Origin of the sequence: Azospirillum sp. B21 (assembly GCF_008364825.1) — a bacterium.
GTDB lineage: Bacteria > Pseudomonadota > Alphaproteobacteria > Azospirillales > Azospirillaceae > Azospirillum.
The window spans coordinates 330,732-356,351 of the sequence record NZ_VTTO01000007.1 but is presented as its reverse complement, the minus strand read 5'-3'; the positions used below and the strand labels follow the sequence as shown (position 1 = coordinate 356,351).

The window sequence follows — 25,620 nt, the reverse complement described above, 5'->3', positions numbered from 1 at the left end:
CGTCGCGTGTCGGTCGCTGCCGTGTCGGCGGCGCCGGCGTCGTTCGCGTCGGGAGGCGTCTTATATGCGGGCCACCCCGAACCGCGCAAGCACTTTTTTCGCCAGCTGGCAAAAAAGCGAAGCCACCTTGCAGGCCGATATTATCCGCCCTTTAAGCAATCCGCAGTTTTTCACGAAGTTCCGCAATGCGTGCATCGATCCGGGTGCGCTCCGCCTCCAGCCGTGCCAGTTCGGCTCGCTCGGCGGCAAGGTCGGGCAGCGCGACCGCGCGCAGCTGCTTCTTGAAGTTGATGATGTCCTGACGGCGGATGTCCGGCCGGAACAGCCCCTGGGCGACGGCCTGCTCGCGCTCCTCCGGGTTAAGGAGGACCATCTCATAGACGGTCGCGTAACTGGGCGGCAGGCTGTCCGTCGGCAGCAGGCCGTCATCGATGGCGGCCGCGACCTTCATCAGCCGGTTGGCGGTGCTGTACCGGAAGGGAAGGTCGCGCTCCACCATCGCCATGAACTCTCCATGCTCCAGCACGGTCTTGGCATGGTTGAGATAGCGGCCGATCGCCAGGAAGTTCTCTTCCGCCTCGGTCCACAGGCTGAGGATCACGTCGGCGAAATTCGCACGGGTGCGAAGTCTGGCCGGGGCCGGCCGCCGCGACAGGCGCGGAGCCGGGGCCTCCGACGGAGTGAGGATGTCCGACACCTCGTCGGCGGTGACGATGCGCGGGGTCAGCTTCCTAGCCATGGATCAGGTCTTCCACGCTTGCGGCCAGTTCGGCGAAGTCGACACGCACATTAGAATCGTCCAGCGGCAGGCCGGCGAAGGAATAGTTCTGATAGGCGGTGCGCAGCGGGATTTCCGCCGGCAGCAGTGGCACCTTCAGAGCGGAGAGTTGTTCGCGAGCGAAGCCGGCTGCCTGGGCACGGCGGTTCACCTGCATCAGCACCACGGCGGCGGGGATGCGTGCCTGGGGATCGCGGCGCTGTGCCATCTTCTGCTCCGCGATCACATGCTGATAGGTGCGGGCGGCTTCCAGCGCATCCTTGAGGTCGGGACGCGATGGAATGAGCACCGCATTGGCGACGCCGATGGAATGCACCAGCCCGCGCGCCAGCACGCCGGCGACATCGATGACGACCCAATCCGCCCTCTGTTCGGCCTCTGTCGCCGCCTCGATGATGTCGTCCTCGTCGACGGTGGTGCAGGCGATGGGAGCGCCAGCCGCCTTGATCCATTGGGTCAGGTTGCGGTTGGGATCGATATCCAGCAGCTCTACCTTGCGGCCGGCCCGGCGCCAGTGGTCAGCGAGGCAGAGCGACAGGGTCGTCTTTCCCGGCCCGCCCTTCGTGCTGGCTGACGTGATGATCGGCATGGCTTCCCACCCTGGCTGAAGTCAAGCCCGCAAGCTGCGCCAGAGCGGCGGCCAAAGTCAACGTACCCCATCGGCGGTAGCAGCGTGCCCGACCCGGAGTCGTGGCCCCACCAACTCGTTGCGGTGAAACAGATAAAGTGCCGATGCGAAAAATAGGAGCCATGCCGTCGCGTGTCTTTCTCCCCGCCGAAAAAATAATAACGGTACATCTCTCTGGTTTTCCCTTGCATAGCGGCTGACAAGGGCCCACATTCGGTTGGTCGAAGTTGCTCTGGGTTATGTGTTTTTCAGCTTTCGGAAAGCTGAACTTCCTGCCTTAGGTGAATTTGATGCTTGGCTCATGTTGAGCTCGGCAACCGGGAAAGGACACTGCCCCATGGCTAACGGTACTGTTAAGTGGTTCAATTCGACCAAGGGTTTCGGTTTCATCCAGCCGGAAGACGGCTCCGATGACGTTTTCGTCCATATCTCCGCCGTCGAGCGTGCGGGGATGGGCAACTTGAACGAGGGCCAGAAGCTGTCGTTCGAATCCGTTCGCGATCCGCGCCGCGGCAAGGTTTCGGCCGAGAACCTGCGTGCGCTCTGAGCGCGGCGGAACGGCACGATCCTGATGCGATCCAGAAGGGCGGCCTCGGGCCGCCCTTTTGCTTTTCGCCCCCTGCACTTTTCTCCCGGGTCCGGGACCGGAGTGGGCATGCCCCAGAAGAAAGCCGTTCCGACATCGCCCGCGGGTTCCGCCGATCCCTGGATGCGTGTCGCCCACATGGCCGGGCGGCTGGCGGCCGACGCCGGCACCGCCTGTTCCTCGAACCCGCACCCGCCCGACAGCGGCTTGGCGCGGTGCTGGACCGCCGGCTGGGACAGCACAGGCCCCGTACCGGCACTCCGGCAGGAAGGCCCGCGGTACAGGCTGCGGTCCTCATCCCCTCCCCCGCAACCAAAGCAGGATTGCAGCATGATCGACCTGATCGACAGACTCCCGGCTATGGCCGACACCGACCTGACCACTCTGGCCTCCAACGCCGAGCGGCTTTCCCTCAGCGGGACGCCGAAGCAGCGGACGGCCGCCGACGCCGCCCTGCCCGCCATCCGGGCGGAGGTCGCGGCCCGGAAGGAGAAGCTTGCCGCCCTTGCCCCCACCCGCGCACCGCGCCGCAGCAAGAAGGCGGCGGCGGCGGTAGACGCTCCCCAGTAGACGAAACGTCTGCAGCCACGGCATTCTTGACCGGCGTAGCGTCTACCCCTACCCTCCCGCCCGGCTCATGTCGGGGAGGTGACGGTGAAGGGCGAGGAGTTGCGGACCTACCGCGAGGCGAAGGGGCTGTCGCAGTCCGAATTCGCCGTCTGGCTGAACGAACGGCTGCAGCGCCGCTACGACAAGCAGAAGGTCAGCCGCTGGGAGAATGATGCCGAGCGCATCCCGGCGGCACTCGACGCGCTGATCAGGCGCGACGCCGCCGGGGTCGAGAAGCTCGGCGGCCCGGCGCTGGTCGTCGTCGTGGCGAACCAGAAGGGCGGCTGCGCCAAGACGGTATCCGCGGTCAACATCGCCTCCGCCCTCGCCCTCCAGGGCTATGCGACGATGCTGATCGATTGCGATCCGCAGGCCAATGCCACGCAGCATCTCGGCATCGACTCCTACACGCTGGAGGCCGATGCCAAGACCCTCTACTACGTTATGCACGGCGACCTCGAACTGCGGGACATCCTCGTCACCGTCGAGGAAAGCGGACTGCGGGTCGCCCCCTCCTCCATCCGGCTGGCCGAGACGGAGGTCGAGTTGGGCAAGGAAGCCGGCGGCGACTTCATCATGAAGGAGAAGATCGCCGCGGCGAAGCGGACCTTCGACTTCATCATCATCGACACGCCGCCCAACATCGGCGAGCTGACGAAGAACGCCATGGTGGCCGCCCACACCGCCATCATCCCCTGCCAGACGGAAAAGTTCAGCCTGCTGGGCATGGGTTTCCTGCTGGAGAATGTCGCCAAGATCCGGCGCAGGATGAACACCTCCCTGTCGGTTCTGGGCATCGTCCCGACGATCTACAAACAGCGAGAACGCAACGACCGCGAGGTTCTGGAGCAGATCCAGGAGCAGTACAGTCCGCATCTGCGGGTGTTCGATCCGGTGCCGAAGGCCTCGGTCTATGCCCAGGCCACCTCGGTCGGCCGCGCCGCGGTCGAGGCCATGCCCGATGTCGCCGGTGCCGCCGTCTACCGCGACGTCGCCGCCGCCCTGGTCGAGGAACGCATCATCCGCATCAAGGAGGTCGAACGTGTCGCGTAGTCTGCTGGGGAAGGCGCAGAAATCCGCCCAGAGCGCCAACAGCACGGCCGCCGCCCGCGTGAAGGATGCGCTGTTCGGCCTCAGCCGCCATGCCCCCCATCTGGTCGAAGTCCCGGTGGACCGCGTCGCCCCCAACCCGAACCAGCCGCGGCGCGAGTTCGACGAGGAGGAGTTGCAGGGGCTCGCGGCCTCCATCGACCGTCATGGGCTGCAGCAACCGGTCGGCGTGCGCCAGATCGCCGACGACCGTTGGCAGCTGGTCTATGGCGAGCGGCGGTTGCGGGCGATGAGGCTGCTTGGACGGGAAACCATCTTCGGCATCCTGTTCACCGGCGACGACGACGAGGAAATCGCGATCGTCGAAAACCTGCAGCGGAGCGACCTGAACCCGTTGGAGGAATCCGACGCCCTGTTCCGTCTGGCGGAGCGGCATGGCTATTCGCACCGGCAGCTTGCCGACGCGCTGGGCCGCAAGAAGACCTACGTCACCATGATGCTGTCGTTCCAGCGTCTGGCGCCGGCCATCCGTGCCGATTACGCCGCTTTGCGCCCGACCAAATCGAAGCTGGAGGCACTGGCGGCGATCGAGGACCAGGACGAGCAGGTGCGGGCCTGGGAGAAGCTGAAGCAGTCGGATGCGGGCGCCCCACCCTCCCCCGCCGCTGATCCTGTTTCAGCCTCGCCGGAGATGGCGGCGAAGCGCGCGTCGGTCAGTGCGCCGGCCGGCGTGGCATCCAGCGCGCTGCCCAAACGCGCGGCAAAGCCGGTGTTCCAGGCGCGTGACGTGCTGAGGGAGTTGCAGGGGAAGCCGCAGCGATTGTCGGAGACCGACCGTCAGGCCTTGCAGGAGATGCGTGCGGCAATCGACGCCGTACTCGAAGCCGCCACCGATTGAGACTGGTCGGAATCCGACCACCACCCATGACGCCGATGGGTGGTCGGATTCCGACCAGCAAAGTCACCGCGGGGCGGGGGCGGGCAGGGCCACCCCGCCATTCATCCCGTCATTTCCCCCAGTGCTGGCCAGCCAATGGCCGATGGGCTTCTGCGGATTGTCCGACGCCTCGCTCCAGCCGGGCGGGACGCCCTGCATGTCGGGCAGGCGGTGGGCGATGCCCTTGTGACAGTCGATGCAGGTGCGCTCGCCGCTGAACAGATATTGTTCGTGGATGCGCGCCGCCCGCGCCCCCTGCTTGGTGATGTCCATGGAGTCCGCGCTGTGGCAGTTGCGGCATTCCAGCGAATTGTTGGACTTCAGACGCGCCCATTCATGCTCCGCCAGTTCCCGGCGCATGGCGACGAACTTGTCGCGGGTGTCGATGGTGCCGAAGATCTTGCCCCAGACCTCCTTCGATGCCTGCATCTTGCGGGCGATCTTGTCGGTCCACTCGTGCGGGACATGGCAGTCGGGGCAGGTCGCCCGCACACCCGACCGGTTGGTGAAGTGGATGGTCTGCTTCATCTCCTCATAGACGTTCGACTGCATCTCGTGGCAGCTGATGCAGAAGGCCTCGGTGTTGGTCGCCTCCAGCGCGGTGTTGAAGCCGCCCCAGAAGAACACGCCGGCCAGGAAGCCGCCCAGCGTCAGAAACCCCAGGCTGAGGGTGCGACTGGGGCGGGCGATGGTCTGCCACGCCCGCCGCACCGAGACCGGAATGCGCGCCTTCATCGGCGGTCTCCCCGGTCGGATGGCCGGCTGACCAGGGTGTCGAGGTCGGTGAAGGTGTTGGGCACGATGGGCTGCGCCGTCGTCTGCGGCACATGGCACTGCATGCAGAAATAGCGCCGTGGCGCGACGGCACCCAGCGTCTGGCCGTCACGGTCGACGTAATGGGTGATGCTGACCATCGGCGCCTGCACCGCCTCGGTGAATCGGCGGCTGTGGCAGGTCAGGCACTGGTTGTTGTTCAGCGTGATCTGATAGTCGCGGACATTGTGCGGGATGACCGGCGGCTGTTCGGGGTAATTGCGGGCGACCCGGCGGTCGTCTGTGACGTCGGGCGGAATCGGCGGGGGAGTGATCTGCTCGACGAAGTTCACCGGCGGCCGGAAGGGCGAGTCCAGCCGGCGCGGTTCGGCGTTTTGGGCCGACAGCACGGCCGGCACGAGGAAGGGCAGCACCGCCAGCGCGGCGAGGTGATGGGGACGCATGGCTCAACTCCTCCCTCAGACCGCGACGATCTTGACGGCGCACTTCTTGAAGTCGGACTGCTTGCTGATCGGATCGGTGGCATCCAGCGTGCACTTGTTGATCAGCCGGGCGGAGTCGAACCACGGCACGAAGACCACGCCGCGCGGCGGCTTGTTGCGCCCGCGCGTCTCCACCCGCGTCTGCATCTCGCCGCGCCGTGAGACGACCTTCACTTCGGACCCACGGCGCAGGCCGCGCGATTTGGCGTCGTCGGGATGCATGAAAACCAACGCCATCGGCATTGCCTTGTACAGCTCCGGCACGCGCATGGTCATCGATCCGCTGTGCCAATGCTCCAGCACGCGCCCCGTGACCAGCCACAGGTCGAAATCCTTGTCCGGTTCCTCGGCCGGCGGCTCGTAGGGGAAGGCGAAGATGTTGGCCTTGCCGTCCGGGTTGCCGTAGAAGCGGACGTCCTCGCCCGGCTTGACGAAGGGGTCCAGCCCCTCGCGGTAGCGCCAGCGCGTCTCCTTGCCGTCCACCACCGGCCATCGCAGCCCGCGCACCTGATGGTAGGTGTCGAAGGGCGCCAGATCATGCCCGTGGCCGCGGCCGAAACCGGCATATTCCTCGAACAGGCCCTTCTGGACGTAGAAGCCGAAATCCTTGGACTCGTCGTTGGCGTACTCGGCATTCAGCTCCGACAGAGGAAAGCGGTCGACATTGCCGTTCCGGAACAGCACGTCGAACAGCGTCTTGCCGCGGTAGGACGGATTGGCGTCCAAAACCTCCCCCGGCCACACCTCGTCCGTGGTGAAGCGTTTGGAGAACTCCATCAGCTGCCACAGGTCGGAACGCGCCTCGCCCGGTGCGGTGACCAGCTGGTGCCAGAAATGAGTGCGGCGTTCGGCATTGCCGTAGGCGCCTTCCTTCTCGACCCACATGGCCGCCGGCAGGATCAGGTCGGCGGCCGAGGCGGTGACGGTGGGGTAGGCGTCGGACACCACGATGAAGTTCTCAGGATTGCGGTACCCGGGATAGGTCTCGTTGGCGCTGTTGGGGGCGGCCTGCAGGTTGTTGTTCACCATGATCCAGTAGGCGTTGAGCTTCCCGTCCTTGAGCATGCGGTCCTGCTGGACGGCGTGGTAGCCGATCTTGGCCGGCAGCAGCCCCTTGGGCAGCTTCCAGGCCTCCTCCGTGTGGGCGCGGTGGGTCGGGTTGGCGACCTGCATGTCGGCGGGCAGGCGGTGGGAGAAGGTGCCGACCTCGCGCGCGGTGCCGCAGGCCGAAGGCTGGCCGGTCAGCGAGAAGGGGCTGTTGCCCGGCTCGGAGATTTTCCCGGTCAGCAGGTGGATGTTGTAGACCATGTGGTTCACCCACACGCCGCGGACATGCTGGTTGAACCCCATGGTCCACAGCGACATGACCTTGGTCTTCGGGTCGGCATACATCTCGGCGAGCGCCAGCAGCCGCTCCTTCGGCACCTTGGTCAGCTCGGCGGTATAGTCCAGCGTGTAGGTGCTGACGAACTTGGCGAAGGCGTCGAAATCGATGGGCTTGGAATCCGCCGGGTCCTTGGCGTTGGCCGCCCGCACCTCCAGCACGCTTTCCGGACGCAGGCCATAGCCGATGTCCTTCTGCCCCAGGCGGAAGTTGCAGTGCTTCTCGACAAACTCCCTGTTCACCCGGTTGGTCTGGATGATGTGGTTGGCGATGTAGTTCAGGATCGCCAGATCGGTTCCCGGCTCGAAGATCATCGGGATGTCGGCCAGCTCGAAGCTGCGATGCTCGAAGGTCGACAGCACCGCCACCTTCACATGGCTGTGGGCAAGGCGTCGGTCGGTGATGCGGGTCCACAGGATGGGGTGCATCTCCGCCATGTTGGAGCCCCAGAGGACGAAGGCGTCGGCATGCTCGAAATCGTCGTAGCAGCCCATCGGCTCGTCCATGCCGAAGGTGCGGATGAAGGCGACGGCGGCCGACGCCATGCAGTGGCGGGCGTTGGGGTCCAGGTTGTTGGTGCGGAAGCCGGCGCGCATCAGCTTGGATGCCGCATAGCCCTCCCAGATCGTCCATTGTCCGGACCCGAACATGCCGACCGCGTCGGGTCCCTTCGCCTTCAGCACGCGCTTCCACTGGCTGGCCATCTCGTCGAAGGCCCGGTCCCACGAGACCGGCTGGAACTCGCCGTCCTTGTGGTACTTGCCGTCACGCATGCGCAGCAGAGGCTGGGTCAGGCGGTCCTGGCCATACATGATCTTGGACAGGAAATAGCCCTTCACGCAGTTCAGGCCGCGGTTCACCTCCGCCTGCATGTCGCCGTGGGTGGCGACGACGCGGTTGTCCTTGGTCGCGACCATCACGCCGCAGCCGGTGCCGCAGAAGCGGCAGGGTGCCTTGGACCATTTCAGCGCCGTGTCCTCACCCGCCACCATCGAACTCTGGGCAGCGGCCGGCAGGCTGATGCCCCCTGCGGCAGCGGCGGCGGCCACCGCCTGGGCCTTGATGAAATCGCGACGGTCCAACATGGGCGTTCCCCCTTTTCTTCTGGCGTTCGGGTCGGGCGGGCAGGGCAGGGCAGCGTTTTGCCGGTCAGGGTTCGGACGGCGGCATCCCCTCCCCATGGTCGACGTGGTGGAAGACCATGACCGCGGAGAACACGCCGTCCAGCAGATGCAGCGCGGTCATGCGGTCGGCGATCCAGCCCTCATGCGGTCCTTCGACGGTAACCACCATCTTGCCGGGTTGTTCGATGTGCAGTTCGGTCCCGGGCATGGCCGCAATCTCCGCGCGGACCATTGGTTGACTGTCGGGGCGCACATGCAGCAGCAGCGAGGCGATGTGGAGTTCGCTGGCGGGCGCCGATCCAATGGTGTCATCGAGCGGCATGGACTGGGCTCCCGGTCTGGTGGTCGAGGGTCACGGCACCGGCCGGGCAGGCGGCGACGCAGGCGCCGCAGCCGGTGCAGGCGGCATCGTCGATGCGCGCATGGGCGGCCCCGCCCGCGGCGGGGATGAAGCGGATGGCTCCTTCCGGACATGCATCCTGGCAGCTGCGGCACACCACCCGCCGCACCGCCAGGCAATCGTCGGCGACGGTGGCACGCAACGACCAGGGTGCCGCCGTCTGATCGAAGATCGGCTCTGGACAGGCATCGGCGCAGGCGCCGCAGAAGCTGCATTCGCCGCGCGTGAAGTCGACCTCCGGATAGCCGCCGTCGCCCGGACGCAGGATCGCCTCCGGACAGGCATCGGCACAGGCGCCGCAGCGGGTGCAGAGCGCGGCGAAGTAATCGGGTCGCGACCAGGGGGGATGGATCGGTGCGGGGCCGGTTGCCGGCCGTCCCCGCAGGAAGCTCCGTCGTCCCCTGTCGATTGCGTCGGCGGCCATGGGCACGGCCTTCCCGTCAAACCGGCGGCGGACCGGGCGGGCCCAGGATCAGCTGCGACATCCAAACGATGAAGCCATAACCGCCGACGACGGCGATCGACAGCACCGGCCAGATGAACACGGCCAGCAGCAGGAACATCGCGATCTCGCGCCTGCGGATCCCCGGATCGACCGCCGGAACCGCTTCCGGCGACAGGTGGGGATCGGCAGATGTGGAAGCATCGGTGCGGCGGGCTGGACCGGGTTGCCGGGCTGCGCTCATGGGATGCGGCCTTGTGCTTTATCTCGGGTTGATCGTTCCAACCGCAAATTGCTGGAAACGTCACGCAGCGGCATATTGCCCCTAGGGGGTATGTCTTCAGAGTGTCGGCAACTTCCTCTGGAGCCCGCTGAAAAGGCTATTTCCCTGCAACTCACCCTTTCCCGCAAGAGTTGTTGATCTGGCGCAATTCGCACAGCGGTCCGCCAAACTCTTGACCGCGGTCAAGAACTCCTCCGCCACCGCGCGCTTTCATGCCTCCCGAGACACCGAAGCCAAGGGGCGAAAGCCGGAGGATGGCCGTCGTGAGGTTCACGCGCTTACAACGTTGGATGGGATCGGCGCTCGTCGCCCTTCTCCTGCTGCTGACCGGCATCGTCGCGGTGCATGCCGCCGACGGCGGCCGGCTGCTGCCCTATCTGGCGAAGCTTCAACCCTCCGACCTCGTTCCCGGCGCCGACCGCTTCGGCGCACCGGCCGCAAACGCCCCCACCATCCCCGTCTACAAGGGCAATGTCGTGGTCGGTCATGCCTATCTCACCTCCGACTTCGTCAACACCACCGGCTATTCGGGCCGGCCCATCGACGTGGTGGTCGGGCTGACGCCGGACGGCACGGTGACGGGCGCGCGGCTGATGGACCATCACGAGCCCATCGTGCTGATCGGCATCCCGCCGGCCCGCATCAACGGTTTCATCGACGGCTATGTCGGCAAGAACGTGCTGGCGCTCGCCACCCAGAGCGCCGCCAGCCCGCCGGTGGACATCGTTTCGGGCGCCACCGTGACGGTGATGGTGATCGGCGATTCGATCATCCGCTCGGGCAAGAAGGTGATGACCGCCCTCGGCAAGACCGTGGCGGAAGCGGCACCCACCGTGACGAAGACCATCGACCTGTCGAAGGACGCGGTGGAGGACTGGGCGACCCTCATCGGCGATGGCTCGGTCCGCCGCCTGACGCTGACGGTGGGGGAGGTGAACGCTGCCTTCGAGCGCACCGGCAAGGCCGAAGCCATCGCCCGCGCCGAACCCGGCAACCCCGACGACACCTTCATCGACCTCTACGCCGCCCTGGTGACCATCCCCACCATCGGCCGCTCGCTGCTGGGCGATGCGGAGTACGAGGCGCTGACCAAGCGGCTGAAGCCGGGCCAGCAGGCGGTGTGGGTGGCGGGGCAGGGGCGCTATTCCTTCAAGGGATCGGGCTATGTCCGCGGCGGCATCTTCGACCGGGTCGAGATGGTGCAGCATGAGGGATCCATCCGCTTCCGCGACAAGATGCACAAGCGCATGGGAAGCACCGCCGCGGCCGGTGCCCCCGATTTCCCGGAAATCGGTCTGTTCGTCCTGCCGGAAGGCACCGAGTTCAATCCGGCCGAGCCGTGGCGCCTGCAACTGTTGGTGCAGCGGGCCATCGCCGCGCTGGACAAGGTGTTCGTCACCTTCGATCTCGGCTACCAGCCGCCCGACAAATATCTGAAGATCGAAAAGCCGGCCGCCCCGGCCACCAACCAGCCTGCCGCCCAATCCGCCAGCCACAGTGCCGCCATCCAGGCCGCCGGTGCCGAGGCGGCGGAGGACGCCGCCGAAACGCCGCTGTGGCAGCGCATCTGGCAGAACCGGCAGCTCGACATCGCGATCCTGTCCGCCGCCATCCTGCTGCTGACCGGCATCTTCTTCTTCCAGGACCAGCTGACGAAGCGACCGGCGCTGTATGAGCGGGTGCGGACGGCCTATCTGGTCTTCACCCTGGTCTGGCTCGGCTGGTACGCCACGGCCCAGCTGTCGGTGGTCAATGTCCTGACCTTCGCCAACGCGCTGCGCACCGATTTCCGCTGGGACTATTTCATGATGGACCCGCTGGTGTTCATCCTGTGGTTCTCGGTGGCGGCATCGCTGCTGTTCTGGGGCCGGGGCGCCTTCTGCGGCTGGCTCTGCCCGTTCGGCGCGCTGCAGGAACTGGCATCGAAGGCGGCGAAGAAGATCGGCATCCGCCAGATCACCGTGCCCTTCGCCCTGCACCAACGCCTGTGGCCGATCAAGTACATCATCTTCCTGCTGCTGTTCGGCTTTTCGCTGCAATCGCTGGCGACGGCGGAGAAGGCGGCGGAGATCGAGCCGTTCAAGACCGCCATCATCCTGCATTTCATCCGCGACTGGTGGTTCGTGGCATTCGCCGTAGCCCTGCTGGCCGCCGGTCTGGTCATCGAACGCTTCTTCTGCCGCTATCTCTGCCCGCTGGGAGCGGCGCTGGCGATCCCCGGCCGGCTGCGGATGTTCGACTGGCTGCGCCGCTACAAGGAATGCGGCAGCCCGTGCCAGCGCTGCGGCAACGAATGCCCGGTGCAGGCCATCCACCCCGACGGCACGATCAACCCCAACGAATGCATCCAGTGCCTGCACTGCCAGATGCTCTACCACCACGACCACAAATGCCCGGTCATGATCCAGAAGCGGCAGAAGCGCGAGAAGTGGCAGGCCGCCGAGGCCAAGGCTGCGGCGGAGAAGGAAGCCGCCAAACCGGCCGCCGCCCGAACCGCCGTGGCGACCGCCGACCCGGCCACCGGCCGGCTGACGTTGCGGCCCCACGGGTCCTGACCGCCATCCCCTCCTCAATCCCATAACCTGACCCGGTCGCAACGGGTCTCTTGACAGCCCCCGAACGGGGTCAGCGAAGGAGCAGACCATGTCGAACGAGACGAACAACACGGCAGGCGTCAACCGCCGTGCCCTTCTGGGCGGAACGGCGAAGGCGGCGGCGCTCGCCGGCCTGACCGGTGCCGTGGGCGGTGCTGCCGCCGGCGGCATTGCCGGGAACGCGCTGTTCGGCGCCTCCGCTGCCCTGGCGGCGACCCCGCAGACCGGCCACCAGAGCGTCGAGGTGAAGCCCGGCGATCTCGACGAATATTACGTCTTCCATTCCGGCGGCCATTCCGGCGAGGTCCGCATCATGGGCCTGCCGTCGATGCGCGAACTGATGCGCATCCCGGTGTTCAACCGCTGCTCCGCCACCGGCTGGGGCCTGACCAACGAGAGCCGCAAGATCCTCACTGCCAATCTGACGGAGGAGACCAAGGCCTTCCTCGCCAAGCGCGGCGGCGAGTATCTCAACGGCGACCTGCACCACCCGCACATGTCCTTCACCGACGGGACCTATGACGGGCGCTACATCTTCGCCAACGACAAGGCGAACAGCCGGGTGACGCGCATCCGCTGCGACATCATGAAGCCGGACGTCATCCTCGAGATCCCGAACGCCTCGGCGATCCACGGCCTGCGCCTGCAGAAATACCCGCGCACCGGCTATGTCTTCTGCAACGGCGAGCAGCGCGTGCCGACGCCGAACGACGGCAAGATCCTGGACGAGCCGAAGAAGTACCGCTCGCACTTCACCGCCATCGACGGCGATTCGATGAAGATCGCCTGGCAGGTGTGGGTCGACGGCAACCTCGACAACACCGACGCCGACTATCAGGGCAAATACGTCTTCTCGACCTGCTACAACTCCGAGGAAGGGGTGACGACGGCCGAGATGACGGCCAACGAGCAGGATTGGCTGGTCGTCTTCAACATCAAGCGCATCGAAGAGGCGGTCAAGGCCGGCAAGGTGGAGGTGATCCACGGCGTGCCGGTGGTGGACGGCCGCCACGGCAGCCCCTACACCCGCTACATCCCGATCCCCAACAGCCCACACGGCGTCAACACCGCCCCCGACGGCATCCACGTCACCGTGAACGGCAAGCTGTCGCCGACCGTCTCGGTCATGGACGTGCGCAAGCTGGACGAACTGTTCGAGGACAAGATCAAGCCGCGCGACGTGATCGTCGCCGAACCGCAGGTCGGCCTCGGCCCGCTCCACACCGCCTATGACGGGCGCGGCAACGCCTACACCACCCTGTTCCTCGACAGCCAGGTGGTGAAGTGGAACATCGACAAGGCCAAGCGGGCCTTCAAGGGCGAGAAGGTCGATCCCATCGTCCAGAAGCTGGACGTGCATTACCAGCCGGGCCACCTGCACACCTCCATGGGCCAGACCAAGGAGGCCGACGGCAAATGGCTGATCGTGCTGAACAAGTTCTCCAAGGACCGCTTCCTCAACGTCGGCCCGATGAAGCCGGAAAACGACCAGCTGATCGACATCTCCGGCGACGAGATGAAGCTGGTGCATGACGGCCCCACCTTTGCCGAGCCGCACGACACGCTGATCGTCCACCGCTCCAAGGTCAATCCGAAGAGCATCTACACCCGCGACGACAAGATGTGGGAGGACGCCCGCATCCAGGCGAAGAAGGACGGGGTGGACCTGGACAACGACACCAAGGTGATCCGCGACGGCAACAAGGTCCGCGTCTACATGTGGAGCCGCGCCCCGGCCTTCGGCCTGGAGGAGTTCACGGTGAAACAGGGTGACGAGGTGACGGTCTACATCTCCAACATGGACGATGTGGACGACCTGACCCACGGCTTCACCATGACCAACCATGGCGTCTGCATGGAGATCAGCCCGCAGCAGACCGCATCGGTCACCTTCACCGCCGACCGTCCGGGCGTGCACTGGTACTATTGCCAGTGGTTCTGCCACGCCCTGCACATGGAAATGGGCGGCCGCATGCTGGTCGAGCCGCGTTCGACCTGATCGGGGTCTAGCCCCTTTACCCCGAAGATCTCCCTCTCCCCCCCGGGGAGAGGGTCGGGGTGAGGGGGATGCACTGCAGGATTTTTGCAAAGGTCCCGCAATGCTCCCCCCTCACCCTAACCCTCTCCCCGCTCTCAGCGGACCTTTGGTCCGCCTGCCGCGACAGCGCAAACTTCGTTTGCGCGAAAGCGTGGGGGAGAGGGGATCCGCCCCAAACAGGACCCTTCCCTCATGCTCCTCCGTACGGCGACCCTCCTCGGCATAGCCCTGCTCGGCACCCCGGCGCTGGCGGCCACGATCCCGGTGGCGCCGGGCGAGCTGACCGCCGCCATCGCCGCAGCCTCGCCCGGCGACACGCTGCGGCTCGCCGCCGGCCGGCACGTCGGCGCGGTAAAGGTCGACAAGCCGCTGACGCTGGAAGGTGAGCCCGGCGCCATGCTGGACGGGGAAGGGAAGGGCAGCGTCGTCACCGTCACCGCCCCCGACGTCACGCTGCGCGGGCTGGAGGTGCGCAACACCGGCACCAGCCTGTTCGACCAGCATTCCGGCATCTTCCTGAGCAAGACCGCCAAGCGGGCCGTGGTCGAGGACAACCGGCTGCGCGACACGCTGATCGGCATCTATGTCTGGGGCGCCGACGACAGCCTCGTCCGCCGCAACGACGTCGGCGGCCGCACCGACCTGCGCGTGTCGGAACGCGGCAACGGCATCCAGATCTGGAACGCGCCCGGTACCCGCGTGCTCGACAACAGCGTGCGCGATGCCCGCGACGGCGTCTTCACCACCACCTCGCGCAAGAACCTGTTCGCCGGAAACCGCTTCGAGAGGGTCCGCTTCGCCGTCCACTACATGTACACCAACGACTCCGAGGTGTCGGGCAACGTCTCGATCGGCAGCAGCGTCGGCTACGCCATCATGTATTCCAACAATCTGGTGGTGAAGGACAACCGATCGGTCGCCGACCGCGAGCACGGCTTCCTGCTGAACGCCGCCAACAGCGCGCAGTTCACGAACAACAGCGTCGCCGGCCGCTTCGCCGGCGCGGTGTCCGACAGCGGCGAGGCGCTAGCCGACAACGACATCCCCCACGACAGCGAGGCGATGGACGGCCGGCTGCGCAGCGGCACCTGGAAATGCGTCTTCATCTACAACGCCAACAAGAACCGCTTCGCCGGCAACCGGTTCGAGGGCTGCGAGATCGGCGTCCATTTCACCGCCGGGTCCGAGCGCAACAGCATGACCGGCAACGCCTTCATCGGCAATCGCACCCAGGTGAAGTATGTCGGCACCCGCTTCCTCGACTGGTCGGAGAAGGGGCGGGGCAACTACTGGTCCGACAATGCCGCCTTCGACCTGAACGGCGACGGCATCTCCGACGAGCCCTATCGCCCCAACGACGTGGTCGACCGCGTGATGTGGGCCTATCCGGCGGCGAAGCTGCTGATGAACAGCCCCGGCGTCCAGGTGATCCGCTGGGCGCAGAAGCAGTTCCCGGCCCTGCACCCCGGCGGCGTGATCGACAGCGCACCGCTGATGGCGCCTCCCGCCATGTCCGTTCCCGTCCAATCTGCCGAAAGGAACCAGCCATGACCGACTTCACCGCAGAGGTGCGGGGCGTCACCAAGCGCTATGGCGAGACCGAGGCGGTGCGCGGCGTGGACCTGACGCTGGCGCCCGGCGAATGCGTGGCGATGGTCGGGCACAACGGCGCCGGCAAGAGCTCTCTCATCAAGCTGATGCTCGGCCTGACGACACCCACCGAGGGCAGCATCCGCGTGCTGGGCGGCGACCCGGCCAGCGCCGCCTGCTCCCCGATCCGCCGCCAGATCGGCTTCCTGCCGGAAAACGTCGCCTTCCATCCCAACATGACCGGACGGGAGACGCTGGACTTCTACGCCCGGCTGAAGGGCGCCCCGCGCCGTCACAACGACGCGCTGTTCGCGAAGGTCGGGCTGGAGCCCGCCGCGATCAAGCGCCGCGTCTCCACTTATTCCAAGGGCATGCGCCAGCGCCTTGCCCTCGCCCAGGCCCTGCTCGGCGGCCCGAAGCTGCTGTTCCTCGACGAGCCCACCACTGGCCTCGACCCGGCGCTGCGCCAGAGCTTCTACGCCATCGTGGCGGAGCTGCGCGACCAGGGCACCACCGTCCTGCTGTGCAGCCACGCCCTGACCGAACTGGAGGGGCAGGCCGACCGCGTGGTGGTGATGAGCCGGGGCCGCAAGGTCGCCGACGGCTCGCTCGCCACCCTGCGCAGCCTCGCCCAATTGCCGGTGCGCATCCGCCTGACCCTGCCCAGCGACGACGTCGACGCGCTTGCCGCACGGGTGGGGGAGGGCGCCGCCCTGACCCGCTTGGCCGGTGGCGTGGTCGAACTGGCCTGCGCCAACGACGACAAGGTCGGACTGGTGCGCCGCATCGCCTGCGACGGTCCGGCCGCCAACATCGCCGTCAAGGACATCGAGATCGTCCAGCCCAGCCTGGACGAGATGTACGCCCATTTCCTGCGCCGGGAGGCCGCCGAATGAACACGCTGCTCATCATCGCCGGCAAGGAACTGCGCGAGGCCACCCGCAACCGCTGGGTCGTCGCCACCACGCTGCTGATGGCGGCGCTGGCCCTGACGCTGAGCTTCCTCGGCTCCGCTCCCACCGGCACGGTCGGCGTCGGCCCGGTGGAGGTCACCATCGTCAGCCTGTCCAGCCTGACCATCTTCCTGCTGCCGCTGATCGCGCTGCTGCTGTCCTTCGACGCGGTGGTGGGTGAGATCGACCGCGGCACCATGACCCTGCTGCTGTCCTACCCGGTGGCGCGCTGGCAACTGCTGCTCGGCAAGTTCCTGGGTCATGCCGCGGTGATCGCGCTGGCCACCGTGGTCGGCTACGGCGCCGCCGGGGTGGCGATGGCGATGGGCGACGCGCCCATCGGCAATGAAAGCTGGCGCGCCTTCGCCTCGATGATCGGGTCCAGCGCGATGCTGGGCGCCGCCTTCACCGCGCTCGGCTATCTCGCCTCCACCATCGTGCGCGACCGCGGCACGGCGGCCGGCATCGCGGTGGCGGTCTGGCTCGGCTTCGTGCTGCTCTATGACATGGCCCTGCTCGGCCTGCTGGTCGGCGGCAGCGGCATCGGGGTGGAGGCGCTGAACTGGCTGCTGCTCGCCAACCCGGCCGACGCCTACCGCCTGTTCAACCTGACCGGCTTCAAGGGCGTCAGCACCTTCGCCGGAACCGCCGGCCTCGCCGCCCATGTACAGCTTTCGGTCCCGCTGCTGCTGGCCGTGATGGCCGGCTGGATCGCCGCCCCGCTGGCGCTGGCCGCCGCCCTCTTTTCGAGGAAGCAGATCTGATGCGCACCACCTCACTCCTGCGGACCGCCGCCGTCGCCGCCGCCCTGCTGCTGTCGCTGTCCGCCTGCAAGCAGGAAAAGGCGGAGGTCGCCCCGCCGCCGCCCGTGACCCTGACCGCCGACGCGATCGGCCATTACTGCGGCATGAACCTCGCCGACCATCCCGGTCCCAAGGGCCAGATCCTGGTGAAAGGGCAGCAGCGGCCGATCTGGCTGTCGTCGGTGCGCGACACCTTCGCCTTCACCATGCTGCCGGAGGAGCCGAAGGAGATCAGCGCCATCTACGTCACCGACGTCGGCAAGGCCAAGGACCCCACCGCCCCCGACCTGACCGTCTGGGTCGAGGCGCGCAAGGCCTGGTACGTGCTGGGCAGCAAGCTTCGCGGCGGCATGGGCGATGCGGAGCCCTATCCCTTCGCCGAGGAATCCGCCGCCCGCGCCTTCGCCGCCGCCAATGGCGGCACGGTCCAGCGCTTCGCCGACGTGCATGAGGACCAGATCCTCACCCCGCCGGCTAGCCCCGTCGCCGAGGGAGGCCACTGATGGCCGCCACCCTCACCAGACGCCGCGTCCTCGCCATCGGCGCTGCCGCCGCCGGCCTGTCGCTGCTGCCGCACCGGCTTCTGCATGCCGCGGGCGTGCCTGTCCGGGTCTGGCGCGGCGTGGCGCTGGGGGCGGATGCCAGCCTGACCATCGCCCATCCCGACCCCGCCGAGGCCGACCGCCTGATCGCACTGAGTCTTGATGAGGTATCGCGGCTGGAGCGCGTCTTCAGCCTCTACCGCGCCGACTCCGCGCTCCGCCGTCTCAACCGCGACGGTTCGCTGGAGGCGCCGCCGACCGACCTTGTCCGCCTTCTGGCCCAGGCCGCCGCCTTCGGCCGCAGCACCGGCGGCGCCTTCGACCCCACGGTTCAGCCGTTGTGGCAGCTCTATGCCGGCCATTTCGCCCGGCCCGGCGCCGACCCCGCCGGCCCGCCGGCAGGCGCCGTCCGTGCCGCGCGGGCGCTGGTCGATGTCCGGGCGCTGCGCGTGGAGCCCGACCGCATCGCCTTCGACCGTCCTGGCATGGCGGTGACGCTGAACGGCATCGCCCAGGGCTACATCACCGACCGGGTGACGGAGCGGCTGAAGGCCGAGGGCATGGACCGCGTGCTGGTCGATATGGGAGAGTTGCGGGCGCTCGGCCATCACCCCTCCGGCCGCCCCTGGACCGTCGGCCTCGCCGATCCGGCCGACCCCGACCGGACGGTTGCGACGCTGGAGCTTGCCGACGGCGCGCTGGCGACCACCGGCGGCTACGGCACCCGCTTCGATTCCGCCGGCCGCTTCACCCACCTGTTCGAGCCCGCGAGCGGTGCTTGCGCGGTCCATTGGCAGGCGGTTACGGTACAGGCACCGGACGCCACGACGGCCGATGCCCTGTCGACCGCGCTTTCGGTGGTGCCGGAAGATCGGGTGCCGGCCATCCTCGCAGCCCATCCCGGCGTCACCGCCCGCTTCACCCGCCCCGACGGCCGCATCCTGCGGCTGCCCGCCTAAACAGATCGGATCATCGTCATGGGAAGCTTCAGCCTGTTCCACTGGGCCATCGTTCTGCTGGTCGTTCTGCTGCTGTTCGGCGCCGGCAAGCTGCCGAGCGTGATGGGCGACTTCGCCAAAGGCATTAAGAGCTTCAAGTCCGGCCTGAAGGACGACGAGGAGGAGCGCAAGCCGATCGCGTGATGGGGAAGGGGGCGGCGTAATTGAACGTCGGCTCCGATGCCCCCACCCCAACCCTCCCCCGCCCAGCGGGGGAGGGACTGCCGCCGCTCTCCCGCACAAGCACTTGCCCCCTCCCCCGCCCAGCTCTCGCACAAAGCTACGCTTTGTGCTGACGCGGCAGGCGGACCGTAGGTCCGCTGAGAGCGGGGGAGGGTTGGGGTGGGGGTCTGACTTCCCACCTCCAAACAGTCCCCTCACGCCACCCGCAGCGCCCCCGCGGTGTCGTGGTAGAAGCCGTTCACCAGCGGCGCGTCGATCAGCCCGCCCAGTTCCGCCGCGACCTCGGCCCCGTCGCGCCGCCCATCGAGCACCGCGCGGAACGCTTCTGCCACCCGCACCATGTCCATCGCCTGCGGCGACAGGCGGAAGCGCGAAACACCCATCCCCACCAATGCCGGCAGCTCCGCCGTCAGGCACAGGCAACCGTGCGACATCGTCTGCGTCCCGTTGACCGTCAGGAAGGGCTGGCCGTCCATGGTCGTCACCGGCAACCCGTCCGGGTCGTTGCCGCAGACGAATTGGCAGCCATCCTTGTGCAGCCCATGAGCGCGCGCGTGATAGCAGCGGGCCGAGATGGCGAGCGGCGCCCGGCCCCAGGCCTGCACCTCCACCGCGACGCCCAACTCCCGCCCGGCCTTCGCCAGCGCCGCCACGGTGGCCGCCGGCAGTTCGGCCGGCAGCGACACCGCCACCGCGCCGCGCTCCGCCATCCAGGCCAGCGTCGCCTCGTTGTAGACGTTGATCGTCGGCCCGACGGCGTGCGGGCGCCCCGCCAGCAGCGCCAGCGCCCCCATATCGTTCGCCTCGACAATCCCGGCATCGGCCGACACCAGATCGCGCATCGCCGACCGTTCGCGCTCGCTGCCGACCAGGATCGGGCTGGCGAGCCACACCGTCTTGCCGGCCGCGGTCAGACGTTCGACCACCTCCCCCATCGCCTCGGCGAAGAAGGGCGCCCGCTTGAAGCAGACGATCTCGCCGACGATCACCGTGTCGACCGGGGCCTCGTCGGCGATGCGGGCGTAGAAGTCGCGCCAGCGGTCGACCGGCCAGTTGAACAGCACCGGCCCCAAAGTGAGTGACGCAGTCATTCCGTAATGCTCCTTACCGCCCGATGCTCAGCGCCAGGCGCGGGTGTAGGCGCCGGTGGTCTGGGTTCCGCCCTCGACCATCGCCTGCAGGTCGATGTGCGGCACCGGCCGGCCGGCGGCGAAGCTGTCCAGCGCCTCGCGATAGGCGCGGACGACGGCGCCGATATAGGCCTTGCCGCGCTGCCGCCCCTCGATCTTCAGCGCATGGACGCCGGCCGCCTTCAACTCGGGCAGCAGATCCATGGCATTCAGGCTGGTCGGCTCCTCGAACAGGTAGGCCGGCGCGCCGCCGGCGACGAAGCGGCCCTTGCACAGCGTCGGATAGCCCGCCTGCTCGCCCTCGCCGAAGACATTGATGGTGAAGCCGCCCAGCGTGGAGGCCAGCGCGCCGCCGCGTTGCTCGTAGCGGACATGGGTCGCCGGGGAACAGACGCCCTGCTTGTTCGGCGACAGGCCGGTGGCGTAGGAGGACAGCGAGCAGCGCCCCTCCGCCATTGGGCAAAGGCCGCCGAAGACGAACACCTCGGTCTCGACGTCGACCTCGGCATTCAGCTTGGCGATCTCCGGCACCGTCAGCACGCGCGGCAGCACCACCCGGCGCACGCCGAAGGCGTCGCGGTAGAGCCGGATCGCCTCCACATTCGCGGCCGAGGCCTGGACCGACAGGTGCAGGCGCAGGTCGGGATGGCGCTTGGCGGCATAGGCCAGCAGGCCCGGATCGGCCAGGATGACCGCATCCACCTTCAGCCGCGCCGCGTCGTCCACCGCCTTCTGCCAGGGACCGAGATTGCCCGCCTGCGGATAGGTGTTGATGGCGACATAGACCTCCACCTTGCGGGCGTGGGCATAGTCCACCGCGTCGGCCACATCCTGCCGGGTGAAGTTCAGCCCCGGAAAATTGCGGGCGTTGGTTTCGTCCCGGAAGCCGAGATAAACCGCGTCGGCCCCGGCATCGACGGCGGCGCGCAGGGCGGCGGGCGTGCCGGCCGGGCAGATCAGTTCGAAATTGTCCATGGTCCTCACGCCCCCGCCCCCGGATTCGTCCCCGGAACCGTCCCGGTCAGGCGTGCTTCGATCCTCGCGCCGATCCGCTCGATCCCGCGCCGCAGCGGCGGCGGCAGCAGCCGGCGCGCCGCTTCGACGCGGTCCAGCACCGGCCCGGCATTCCGGCGCAGCACCGGCAGGGCGCGGGCCAGCGGCCCGGCGATGGAGGCGGCGTCGGCCATCAGATCCATCTCGTCCTCGCCGTCCAGCGTGTTGCGCAACGCCAGGATCAGGGCGGTGTCGCCGGAAATGGTCAGCTCGCGCCGGAAGAACAGGGCATCGCCGTCGATCCGCCCCTCCAGCAGGTCGAGCAGCCGGGCATAGGGGCCGCGGATGACGGCATCGGCCGCAGCCGCACCGGTCCCAACCGCCCCGCGGGGCCGGGCATGCAGGGACAGCTCAGGCCCGACGCGCATCATCAGCGCGACCGGTGCATCCACCGGCTCGATCAGAACGCAGGCGTCCTGCATCTCGCGCAGTGCCTCGAAGGCGCGCGGATGGCGCTCCGCCAGCACGCGGAGAAGGCGGGCCAGCAACGCATCGCTGACCCTCTCCCCCAGCCGCGGGACGAGCCCGAGCCCCGCACGGCTCAGGCTGGCTTCGAAACGTCGGGCCCGGTCGTCATCAATCGCGGTCGGTGCGACAGCGGGCTCACGCATGGGCTCACGCATGGGCGGAGTCCCTCCTTATCGGTCATTCCGCCGCCCATCAAATCCGCTAATCGCCCGCCGTCATTGACGTCGGTCAAGTTTAAGCTTGAAAAGTCGCTCTCAGGCGGCGCTGGCCAGCCCTGCGCGGTCGATCAGGTCGTACAGTTCGCGGTCCTCGCGGCCGATGCGATGTTTCAGCGCAGCCACCACCTCGCGTGTCTCGCGGACAAAGGCTGCCGGATCCTTGGCGACCGCCACCGGTCCGGGCCAACGCGTGCGGTACAGGTCGAACCGTGCCCGCAAGTTCCCCATCTCCGCCTGGAAACGCGCCGCCGTGCTGCGCAGTTTCGCATCCGGGTGGGCGAGCAGGCGGGGGTAGAGCGCGCTGTCCTCCAGCGACAGGTGGACGGCGAAGATGCCGAACAGCTCCCGCACCGTGGCGGTGAGCGCCGCCGTGTCCGACTCCACGGTCTTCGAAGCGAGCAGCGCTTCGATGCGGCCGACCAGCTGGCCGACGCCGGCATGGTGGTCGCGGTAGAGTGCGGTGCTGACGGTGACGTTGGCCATGATTTTGTCTCCAACCGTTGCCACCCTTCATGGGCGGCGTTGAAGCCAGCATGCCGGCCCACCCATCCGGCATCGTTGCGCCACAGCAAGCAGTTCTCCGAAAGATCAGGGTAACGCGGTTCCGGCGTCCGCGCACTACCTGACTGTCCATGCCGCCGACAGGCTTTGCGATACAGCCGCGTGAGGGAGGGGAGCATGACAGCGACAAGACGGATGTTTCTGCAGGGTGCTTTGGCCGCGACAGCCATGGCGATGCAGCCGGCATTCGCCAAAGCACAGGCCACTCCGCAGGCCGGCGCACCGGCGATGCGCCGCATTCCCTCCACGGGCGAGGCGATTCCAACCGTGGGGCTCGGCACCTGGATCACTTTCAATGTCGGGGACGACGACGAACTGCGCGACGAATGCGCGGCGGTCATGGACGCCTTCTTCCGGGCCGGCGGCGGGATGATCGACTCCTCTCCCATGTACGGCTCCGCCCAGCAGGTGGTCGGATACGGCCTGCGGAAGCTGGGGCAGCCCAAAAGCCTGTTCTCGGCCGACAAGGTCTGGATTTCCTCCGGCAGCCGCGGGCCGTCGCAGATCGAACAGTCGCGCAGCCTGTGGGGTGTGCCGCGCTTCGACCTGCTGCAGGTCCACAACCTGCTGTCCTGGGAAGAGCATCTGCAGACGCTGTTCGCGATGAAGGCGGCAGGCCAACTCCGCTATGTCGGCATCACCACGTCCGAAGGCCGGCGCCACGACCTGCTGGAGACGATCTTGGCCAGCCGGCCGCTCGACTTCGTGCAGCTCACCTACAACATCGTCGACCGCGAGGTGGAGGACCGCATCCTGCCGCTGGCGGCCGACCGCGGCATCGGCGTCATCGTCAACCGCCCGTTCCAGCAGGGCGTCCTGCTCCGCCGGCTGGCCGGCCAGCCGCTGCCCGCCTGGGCCGGCGACATTGGCGCCTCCAGCTGGGCGCAGGTCGTCCTGAAATTCATCATCTCCCATCCCGCCGTCACGGTGGCCATACCGGCGACCAGTCAGGTCGCGCATGTGCGGGAGAATATGGCCGCGATGAGCGGACCGATGCCCGACGCCGCGATGAGAAAACGGATGGCCGACCATGTGAGGGCGCTCTGATGCCGGAATGGTGGACCTACTCCGCCGAGGATTTCCTGCTGTTCAGCCCGCGCACCTACTGGCGGCTGATCGAACGCCACAATGAGGCACTCTGGCCGGCGCAGTTGCTGACGCTGCTGGTGGGCATCGCGATCCTGTGGTTCCTGGTCCGGCCGCGGCCGTGGTCGCACCGGGCGGTCGCGGGAAGCCTTGCGGTGCTGTGGGTCTGGGTCGCCTGGAGCTTCCTGTGGGAGCGCTACGCCACCATCAACTGGGCGGCAGCCTACGTCGCACCGCTGTTCGCGCTTCAGGCCGTGCTGCTGGCGTCGGTCGGGAGGCGGATGCGCTGGTCGTTCGACCGGACGGGGCGTGGATCGGTGGCGCTCGGGCTGTTCCTCTATGCCCTTTTCCTGCACCCGCTGACGGCGGTGCTGGTGGGCCGGCCGATGCGGGGAGCGGAGGTTTTCGGCATCACGCCGGACCCGACCGCCATCGCGACGGTCGGGCTTGTCCTGATGGCGGTCGGGCGCTGGTCGTGGCTGCTGCTCGTCATCCCATTGCTCTGGTGCCTTGCCGGCTGGCTGACCCTGTACGGCATGGGAGCAGCGGAAAGCTGGGTCATGATGCTGGCTGCGGCGGGGACAGCGGCGGGGGCAGGGGCGGTGCTCGCCGTCCTGTCTGCCACCCGCCGGCCCGGTCAGAAATGAACCCACCTGTGGGACAGCCCACAGCGCTGAAGCGGGAATGCGCTCAGGATCGCTCCGACATCGCAATCGGCCTCCGGATGGAGCGATCCCATGACCGTCCTCTTCATCGCCATCGCCTCGTCGATCCTCAGCATTGCGCTGCTGGTCGGCTTCGAGCTCTGCATCCATCTGCCTTCGGAGCTCGCCGGGGCTAAGACCATTCCCTGCAACGGCAGAAGGCTTGGCGAGGACATCATGGGGTGATGGCAGGACGGATTCGTCCGTCGGTGCCCTTACGGCTGGCCGCTGCCGCCGGCGGCACCATAGATGTGGCCGGTGGTGTAGCTGCCGTCCTCCGCCGCAAGCTGGACATAGATGCCGGCAAGCTCGGCCGGCTGGCCGGGACGGCCCAGCGGGGTCTGGCCGCCGAACTGCTTCAGCTTCTCCTGAGTGGCGCCGCCGCTGACCTGCAGTGGGGTCCAGATCGGGCCGGGGGCCACGCCGTTGACGCGGATGCCCTTCGAGGCGAACTGCTTGGCCAGCGACTTGACGTAGTTCATCGTCGCCGCCTTGGTCTGGGCATAGTGGTACAGCTCCGGCGTCGGATCGTAGGACTGTTCCGAGGTTGTGCCGATGATGACCGAGCCGGGCTTCAGATGCGGCAGCGCCGCCTTGATGGTCCAGAACGGCGCGTAGATGTTGGTCTTCATCGTCGCGTCGAACTCCTCGCTGGTCAGGTCGAGGATGGATGGGCAGGCCTGCTGCCGCGCGGCGTTGCACACCAGGATGTCGAGCCCGCCGAGCCCGGCGACGGCATCCGCCACCATCTGCCGGCAGAACGCCTCCTCGCGCAGGTCGCCGGGGATGGCGACGGCCTTGCGGCCCGCCGCTTCGATCAGCGCCACGACCTCGCGGGCATCCGGCTCCTCGGTCGGGAAATAATTGATGGCGACGTCAGCGCCCTCGCGGGCATAGGCGATGGCGGCGGCACGTCCCATTCCGGAATCGCCGCCGGTGATCAGCGCCTTCCGCCCGGCCAGCCGGCCGGAGCCCTTGTAGCTGGTCTCGCCATGGTCCGGCGGCGGATCCATGTCGCGGGCCAGTCCCGGCCAGGGCTGCGACTGGCCGTTGAAGGGCGGCTGGGGGTATTTGTACCGCGGATCCTGCGGCGATACGGTGTCGTCACTCCGGTCCATGTGCGTCTCCTTGGTCGGGCGTCACACACAGAACCGGGTAGGGCCGGATTGGTTGCCGGCCGGGGCGGGCGGCAGCCATTCCGAAACTGGGAACGGCCGCCACG

27 protein-coding genes and 1 pseudogene are annotated in these 25,620 nt (G+C 67.5%); 15 read left to right on the top strand and 13 right to left on the bottom strand.

Annotated features, from left to right (window positions below; all coding sequences use genetic code 11):
* Nucleotides 1-151: 151 nt before the first annotated feature.
* Entirely contained in the window at nt 152-739 is a 588-nt protein-coding gene (locus FZ983_RS19350; protein WP_149225145.1) for a DUF3102 domain-containing protein, read from the bottom strand.
* The gene (locus tag FZ983_RS19345) at nt 732-1,367 is read right to left on the bottom strand and encodes a ParA family protein (RefSeq protein ID WP_149225144.1); all 636 of its coding nucleotides are present in this window, start codon (nt 1,365-1,367) and stop codon (nt 732-734) included. The genes FZ983_RS19350 and FZ983_RS19345 overlap by 8 nt, the downstream gene beginning before the upstream one ends.
* 376 nt (nt 1,368-1,743) lie before the next feature.
* On the opposite strand from FZ983_RS19345, the gene FZ983_RS19340 reads away from it, so the two are divergent.
* The 4 genes from FZ983_RS19340 (at nt 1,744) to FZ983_RS19325 (ending at nt 4,549) form a co-directional block, all read left to right on the top strand.
* A complete protein-coding gene (locus FZ983_RS19340; RefSeq protein WP_014189265.1) occupies nt 1,744-1,953 on the top strand; it encodes a cold-shock protein in 210 nt (69 codons plus the stop codon).
* Nucleotides 1,954-2,322: 369 nt separating this feature from the next.
* Nucleotides 2,323-2,562 (top strand): hypothetical protein, encoded by a 240-nt coding sequence (locus FZ983_RS19335; RefSeq protein WP_149225143.1) that lies wholly within the window; start codon nt 2,323-2,325, stop codon nt 2,560-2,562.
* Between the two features lie 78 nt (nt 2,563-2,640).
* Nucleotides 2,641-3,654, top strand: coding sequence for an AAA family ATPase (locus FZ983_RS19330; protein ID WP_247883838.1), 1,014 nt, complete (start codon nt 2,641-2,643; stop codon nt 3,652-3,654).
* Nucleotides 3,644-4,549, top strand: coding sequence for a ParB/RepB/Spo0J family partition protein (locus FZ983_RS19325; RefSeq protein WP_149225141.1), 906 nt, complete (start codon nt 3,644-3,646; stop codon nt 4,547-4,549). Before FZ983_RS19330 ends, FZ983_RS19325 begins: the two co-directional genes overlap by 11 nt.
* Before the next feature lie 63 nt (nt 4,550-4,612).
* Here the strand turns inward: FZ983_RS19325 and FZ983_RS19320 are convergent, their stop codons facing one another.
* The 6 genes from FZ983_RS19320 to napE form a co-directional block, all read right to left on the bottom strand.
* Nucleotides 4,613-5,323 carry a cytochrome c3 family protein gene (locus FZ983_RS19320; RefSeq protein WP_149225140.1) on the bottom strand — a complete coding sequence of 237 codons (711 nt, stop codon included), beginning with the start codon at nt 5,321-5,323 and terminating at the stop codon, nt 4,613-4,615.
* Nucleotides 5,320-5,805 (bottom strand): nitrate reductase cytochrome c-type subunit, encoded by a 486-nt coding sequence (locus FZ983_RS19315; RefSeq protein WP_149225139.1) that lies wholly within the window; start codon nt 5,803-5,805, stop codon nt 5,320-5,322. Before FZ983_RS19315 ends, FZ983_RS19320 begins: the two co-directional genes overlap by 4 nt.
* A 15-nt stretch (nt 5,806-5,820) precedes the next feature.
* Nucleotides 5,821-8,313: a periplasmic nitrate reductase subunit alpha gene (napA, locus tag FZ983_RS19310; RefSeq protein WP_149225138.1), complete on the bottom strand. Its 2,493-nt coding sequence runs from the start codon at nt 8,311-8,313 to the stop codon at nt 5,821-5,823.
* 64 nt (nt 8,314-8,377) lie between these two features.
* Nucleotides 8,378-8,674, bottom strand: coding sequence for a chaperone NapD (locus FZ983_RS19305; protein ID WP_149225137.1), 297 nt, complete (start codon nt 8,672-8,674; stop codon nt 8,378-8,380).
* Nucleotides 8,661-9,176, bottom strand: a complete 516-nt coding sequence (gene napF / locus FZ983_RS19300; RefSeq protein WP_149225136.1) for a ferredoxin-type protein NapF — start codon at nt 9,174-9,176, stop codon at nt 8,661-8,663. Before napF ends, FZ983_RS19305 begins: the two co-directional genes overlap by 14 nt.
* Before the next feature lie 16 nt (nt 9,177-9,192).
* A complete protein-coding gene (gene napE, locus FZ983_RS19295) occupies nt 9,193-9,438 on the bottom strand; it encodes a periplasmic nitrate reductase, NapE protein (protein WP_149225135.1) in 246 nt (81 codons plus the stop codon).
* Between the two features lie 329 nt (nt 9,439-9,767).
* Between napE and FZ983_RS19290 the strand changes: the two genes are divergently transcribed.
* From FZ983_RS19290 to FZ983_RS19250, 8 genes and pseudogenes are all read left to right on the top strand, one after another.
* Entirely contained in the window at nt 9,768-12,032 is a 2,265-nt protein-coding gene (locus FZ983_RS19290) for a NosR/NirI family protein (protein ID WP_247883837.1), read from the top strand.
* A gap of 88 nt (nt 12,033-12,120) precedes the next feature.
* Nucleotides 12,121-14,070 carry a TAT-dependent nitrous-oxide reductase gene (nosZ, locus tag FZ983_RS19285; protein ID WP_149225133.1) on the top strand — a complete coding sequence of 650 codons (1,950 nt, stop codon included), beginning with the start codon at nt 12,121-12,123 and terminating at the stop codon, nt 14,068-14,070.
* Nucleotides 14,071-14,301: 231 nt separating this feature from the next.
* Entirely contained in the window at nt 14,302-15,660 is a 1,359-nt protein-coding gene (locus tag FZ983_RS19275; protein WP_149225132.1) for a nitrous oxide reductase family maturation protein NosD, read from the top strand.
* On the top strand, nt 15,657-16,595 hold the full coding sequence (locus tag FZ983_RS19270) for an ABC transporter ATP-binding protein (protein WP_149225131.1): 939 nt from the start codon (nt 15,657-15,659) through the stop codon (nt 16,593-16,595). The genes FZ983_RS19275 and FZ983_RS19270 overlap by 4 nt, the downstream gene beginning before the upstream one ends.
* Nucleotides 16,592-17,416 (top strand): ABC transporter permease subunit, encoded by an 825-nt coding sequence (locus FZ983_RS19265; protein WP_149225130.1) that lies wholly within the window; start codon nt 16,592-16,594, stop codon nt 17,414-17,416. The genes FZ983_RS19270 and FZ983_RS19265 overlap by 4 nt, the downstream gene beginning before the upstream one ends.
* Nucleotides 17,416-17,958: a nitrous oxide reductase accessory protein NosL gene (locus FZ983_RS19260; RefSeq protein WP_149225129.1), complete on the top strand. Its 543-nt coding sequence runs from the start codon at nt 17,416-17,418 to the stop codon at nt 17,956-17,958. Before FZ983_RS19265 ends, FZ983_RS19260 begins: the two co-directional genes overlap by 1 nt.
* Nucleotides 17,958-18,956, top strand: a complete 999-nt coding sequence (locus FZ983_RS19255; protein ID WP_149225128.1) for an FAD:protein FMN transferase — start codon at nt 17,958-17,960, stop codon at nt 18,954-18,956. Before FZ983_RS19260 ends, FZ983_RS19255 begins: the two co-directional genes overlap by 1 nt.
* An 18-nt stretch (nt 18,957-18,974) precedes the next feature.
* A pseudogene (locus FZ983_RS19250) lies at nt 18,975-19,118 on the top strand (twin-arginine translocase TatA/TatE family subunit); the annotation flags it as partial.
* 254 nt (nt 19,119-19,372) lie between these two features.
* On the opposite strand, the gene FZ983_RS19245 reads toward FZ983_RS19250, so the two are convergent.
* The 4 genes from FZ983_RS19245 to FZ983_RS19230 form a co-directional block, all read right to left on the bottom strand.
* The gene (locus tag FZ983_RS19245) at nt 19,373-20,269 is read right to left on the bottom strand and encodes a U32 family peptidase (RefSeq protein WP_149225126.1); all 897 of its coding nucleotides are present in this window, start codon (nt 20,267-20,269) and stop codon (nt 19,373-19,375) included.
* Nucleotides 20,270-20,296: 27 nt separating this feature from the next.
* A complete protein-coding gene (locus FZ983_RS19240; protein ID WP_149225125.1) occupies nt 20,297-21,283 on the bottom strand; it encodes a peptidase U32 family protein in 987 nt (328 codons plus the stop codon).
* Between the two features lie 5 nt (nt 21,284-21,288).
* A complete protein-coding gene (locus FZ983_RS19235; RefSeq protein WP_149225124.1) occupies nt 21,289-21,984 on the bottom strand; it encodes an SCP2 sterol-binding domain-containing protein in 696 nt (231 codons plus the stop codon).
* A gap of 99 nt (nt 21,985-22,083) precedes the next feature.
* Complete coding sequence (locus FZ983_RS19230; protein ID WP_149225123.1) at nt 22,084-22,530, bottom strand: hemerythrin domain-containing protein; 447 nt, start codon at nt 22,528-22,530, stop codon at nt 22,084-22,086.
* Between the two features lie 195 nt (nt 22,531-22,725).
* Here FZ983_RS19230 and FZ983_RS19225 point away from each other — a divergent pair, with 195 nt between their 5' ends.
* From FZ983_RS19225 to FZ983_RS34180, 3 genes are all read left to right on the top strand, one after another.
* Complete coding sequence (locus FZ983_RS19225; RefSeq protein ID WP_149225122.1) at nt 22,726-23,655, top strand: aldo/keto reductase; 930 nt, start codon at nt 22,726-22,728, stop codon at nt 23,653-23,655.
* Complete coding sequence (locus FZ983_RS19220; protein WP_149225121.1) at nt 23,655-24,341, top strand: DUF6064 family protein; 687 nt, start codon at nt 23,655-23,657, stop codon at nt 24,339-24,341. The genes FZ983_RS19225 and FZ983_RS19220 overlap by 1 nt, the downstream gene beginning before the upstream one ends.
* Nucleotides 24,342-24,431: 90 nt before the next feature.
* On the top strand, nt 24,432-24,584 hold the full coding sequence (locus tag FZ983_RS34180; protein WP_188092406.1) for a hypothetical protein: 153 nt from the start codon (nt 24,432-24,434) through the stop codon (nt 24,582-24,584).
* A gap of 29 nt (nt 24,585-24,613) precedes the next feature.
* Here the strand turns inward: FZ983_RS34180 and FZ983_RS19215 are convergent, their stop codons facing one another.
* A complete protein-coding gene (locus FZ983_RS19215) occupies nt 24,614-25,516 on the bottom strand; it encodes an SDR family oxidoreductase (RefSeq protein WP_149225120.1) in 903 nt (300 codons plus the stop codon).
* Nucleotides 25,517-25,620: the final 104 nt, after the last annotated feature.

Coding starts and splice junctions, on each gene's coding strand:
- FZ983_RS19240 (WP_149225125.1), bottom strand. CDS start 21,283: ATGGACAATTTCGAACTGATCTGCCCGGCCGGCACGCCCGCCGCCCTG.
- FZ983_RS19235 (WP_149225124.1), bottom strand. CDS start 21,984: ATGCGTGAGCCCATGCGTGAGCCCGCTGTCGCACCGACCGCGATTGAT.
- FZ983_RS19290 (WP_247883837.1), top strand. CDS start 9,768: ATGGGATCGGCGCTCGTCGCCCTTCTCCTGCTGCTGACCGGCATCGTC.
- FZ983_RS34180 (WP_188092406.1), top strand. CDS start 24,432: ATGACCGTCCTCTTCATCGCCATCGCCTCGTCGATCCTCAGCATTGCG.
- FZ983_RS19270 (WP_149225131.1), top strand. CDS start 15,657: ATGACCGACTTCACCGCAGAGGTGCGGGGCGTCACCAAGCGCTATGGC.
- nosZ (WP_149225133.1), top strand. CDS start 12,121: ATGTCGAACGAGACGAACAACACGGCAGGCGTCAACCGCCGTGCCCTT.
- FZ983_RS19245 (WP_149225126.1), bottom strand. CDS start 20,269: ATGACTGCGTCACTCACTTTGGGGCCGGTGCTGTTCAACTGGCCGGTC.
- FZ983_RS19345 (WP_149225144.1), bottom strand. CDS start 1,367: ATGCCGATCATCACGTCAGCCAGCACGAAGGGCGGGCCGGGAAAGACG.
- FZ983_RS19335 (WP_149225143.1), top strand. CDS start 2,323: ATGATCGACCTGATCGACAGACTCCCGGCTATGGCCGACACCGACCTG.
- FZ983_RS19255 (WP_149225128.1), top strand. CDS start 17,958: ATGGCCGCCACCCTCACCAGACGCCGCGTCCTCGCCATCGGCGCTGCC.
- FZ983_RS19340 (WP_014189265.1), top strand. CDS start 1,744: ATGGCTAACGGTACTGTTAAGTGGTTCAATTCGACCAAGGGTTTCGGT.
- FZ983_RS19315 (WP_149225139.1), bottom strand. CDS start 5,805: ATGCGTCCCCATCACCTCGCCGCGCTGGCGGTGCTGCCCTTCCTCGTG.
- FZ983_RS19265 (WP_149225130.1), top strand. CDS start 16,592: ATGAACACGCTGCTCATCATCGCCGGCAAGGAACTGCGCGAGGCCACC.
- FZ983_RS19220 (WP_149225121.1), top strand. CDS start 23,655: ATGCCGGAATGGTGGACCTACTCCGCCGAGGATTTCCTGCTGTTCAGC.
- FZ983_RS19350 (WP_149225145.1), bottom strand. CDS start 739: ATGGCTAGGAAGCTGACCCCGCGCATCGTCACCGCCGACGAGGTGTCG.
- FZ983_RS19320 (WP_149225140.1), bottom strand. CDS start 5,323: ATGAAGGCGCGCATTCCGGTCTCGGTGCGGCGGGCGTGGCAGACCATC.
- FZ983_RS19225 (WP_149225122.1), top strand. CDS start 22,726: ATGACAGCGACAAGACGGATGTTTCTGCAGGGTGCTTTGGCCGCGACA.
- FZ983_RS19275 (WP_149225132.1), top strand. CDS start 14,302: ATGCTCCTCCGTACGGCGACCCTCCTCGGCATAGCCCTGCTCGGCACC.
- napE (WP_149225135.1), bottom strand. CDS start 9,438: ATGAGCGCAGCCCGGCAACCCGGTCCAGCCCGCCGCACCGATGCTTCC.
- napA (WP_149225138.1), bottom strand. CDS start 8,313: ATGTTGGACCGTCGCGATTTCATCAAGGCCCAGGCGGTGGCCGCCGCC.
- FZ983_RS19215 (WP_149225120.1), bottom strand. CDS start 25,516: ATGGACCGGAGTGACGACACCGTATCGCCGCAGGATCCGCGGTACAAA.
- FZ983_RS19260 (WP_149225129.1), top strand. CDS start 17,416: ATGCGCACCACCTCACTCCTGCGGACCGCCGCCGTCGCCGCCGCCCTG.
- FZ983_RS19230 (WP_149225123.1), bottom strand. CDS start 22,530: ATGGCCAACGTCACCGTCAGCACCGCACTCTACCGCGACCACCATGCC.
- napF (WP_149225136.1), bottom strand. CDS start 9,176: ATGGCCGCCGACGCAATCGACAGGGGACGACGGAGCTTCCTGCGGGGA.
- FZ983_RS19305 (WP_149225137.1), bottom strand. CDS start 8,674: ATGCCGCTCGATGACACCATTGGATCGGCGCCCGCCAGCGAACTCCAC.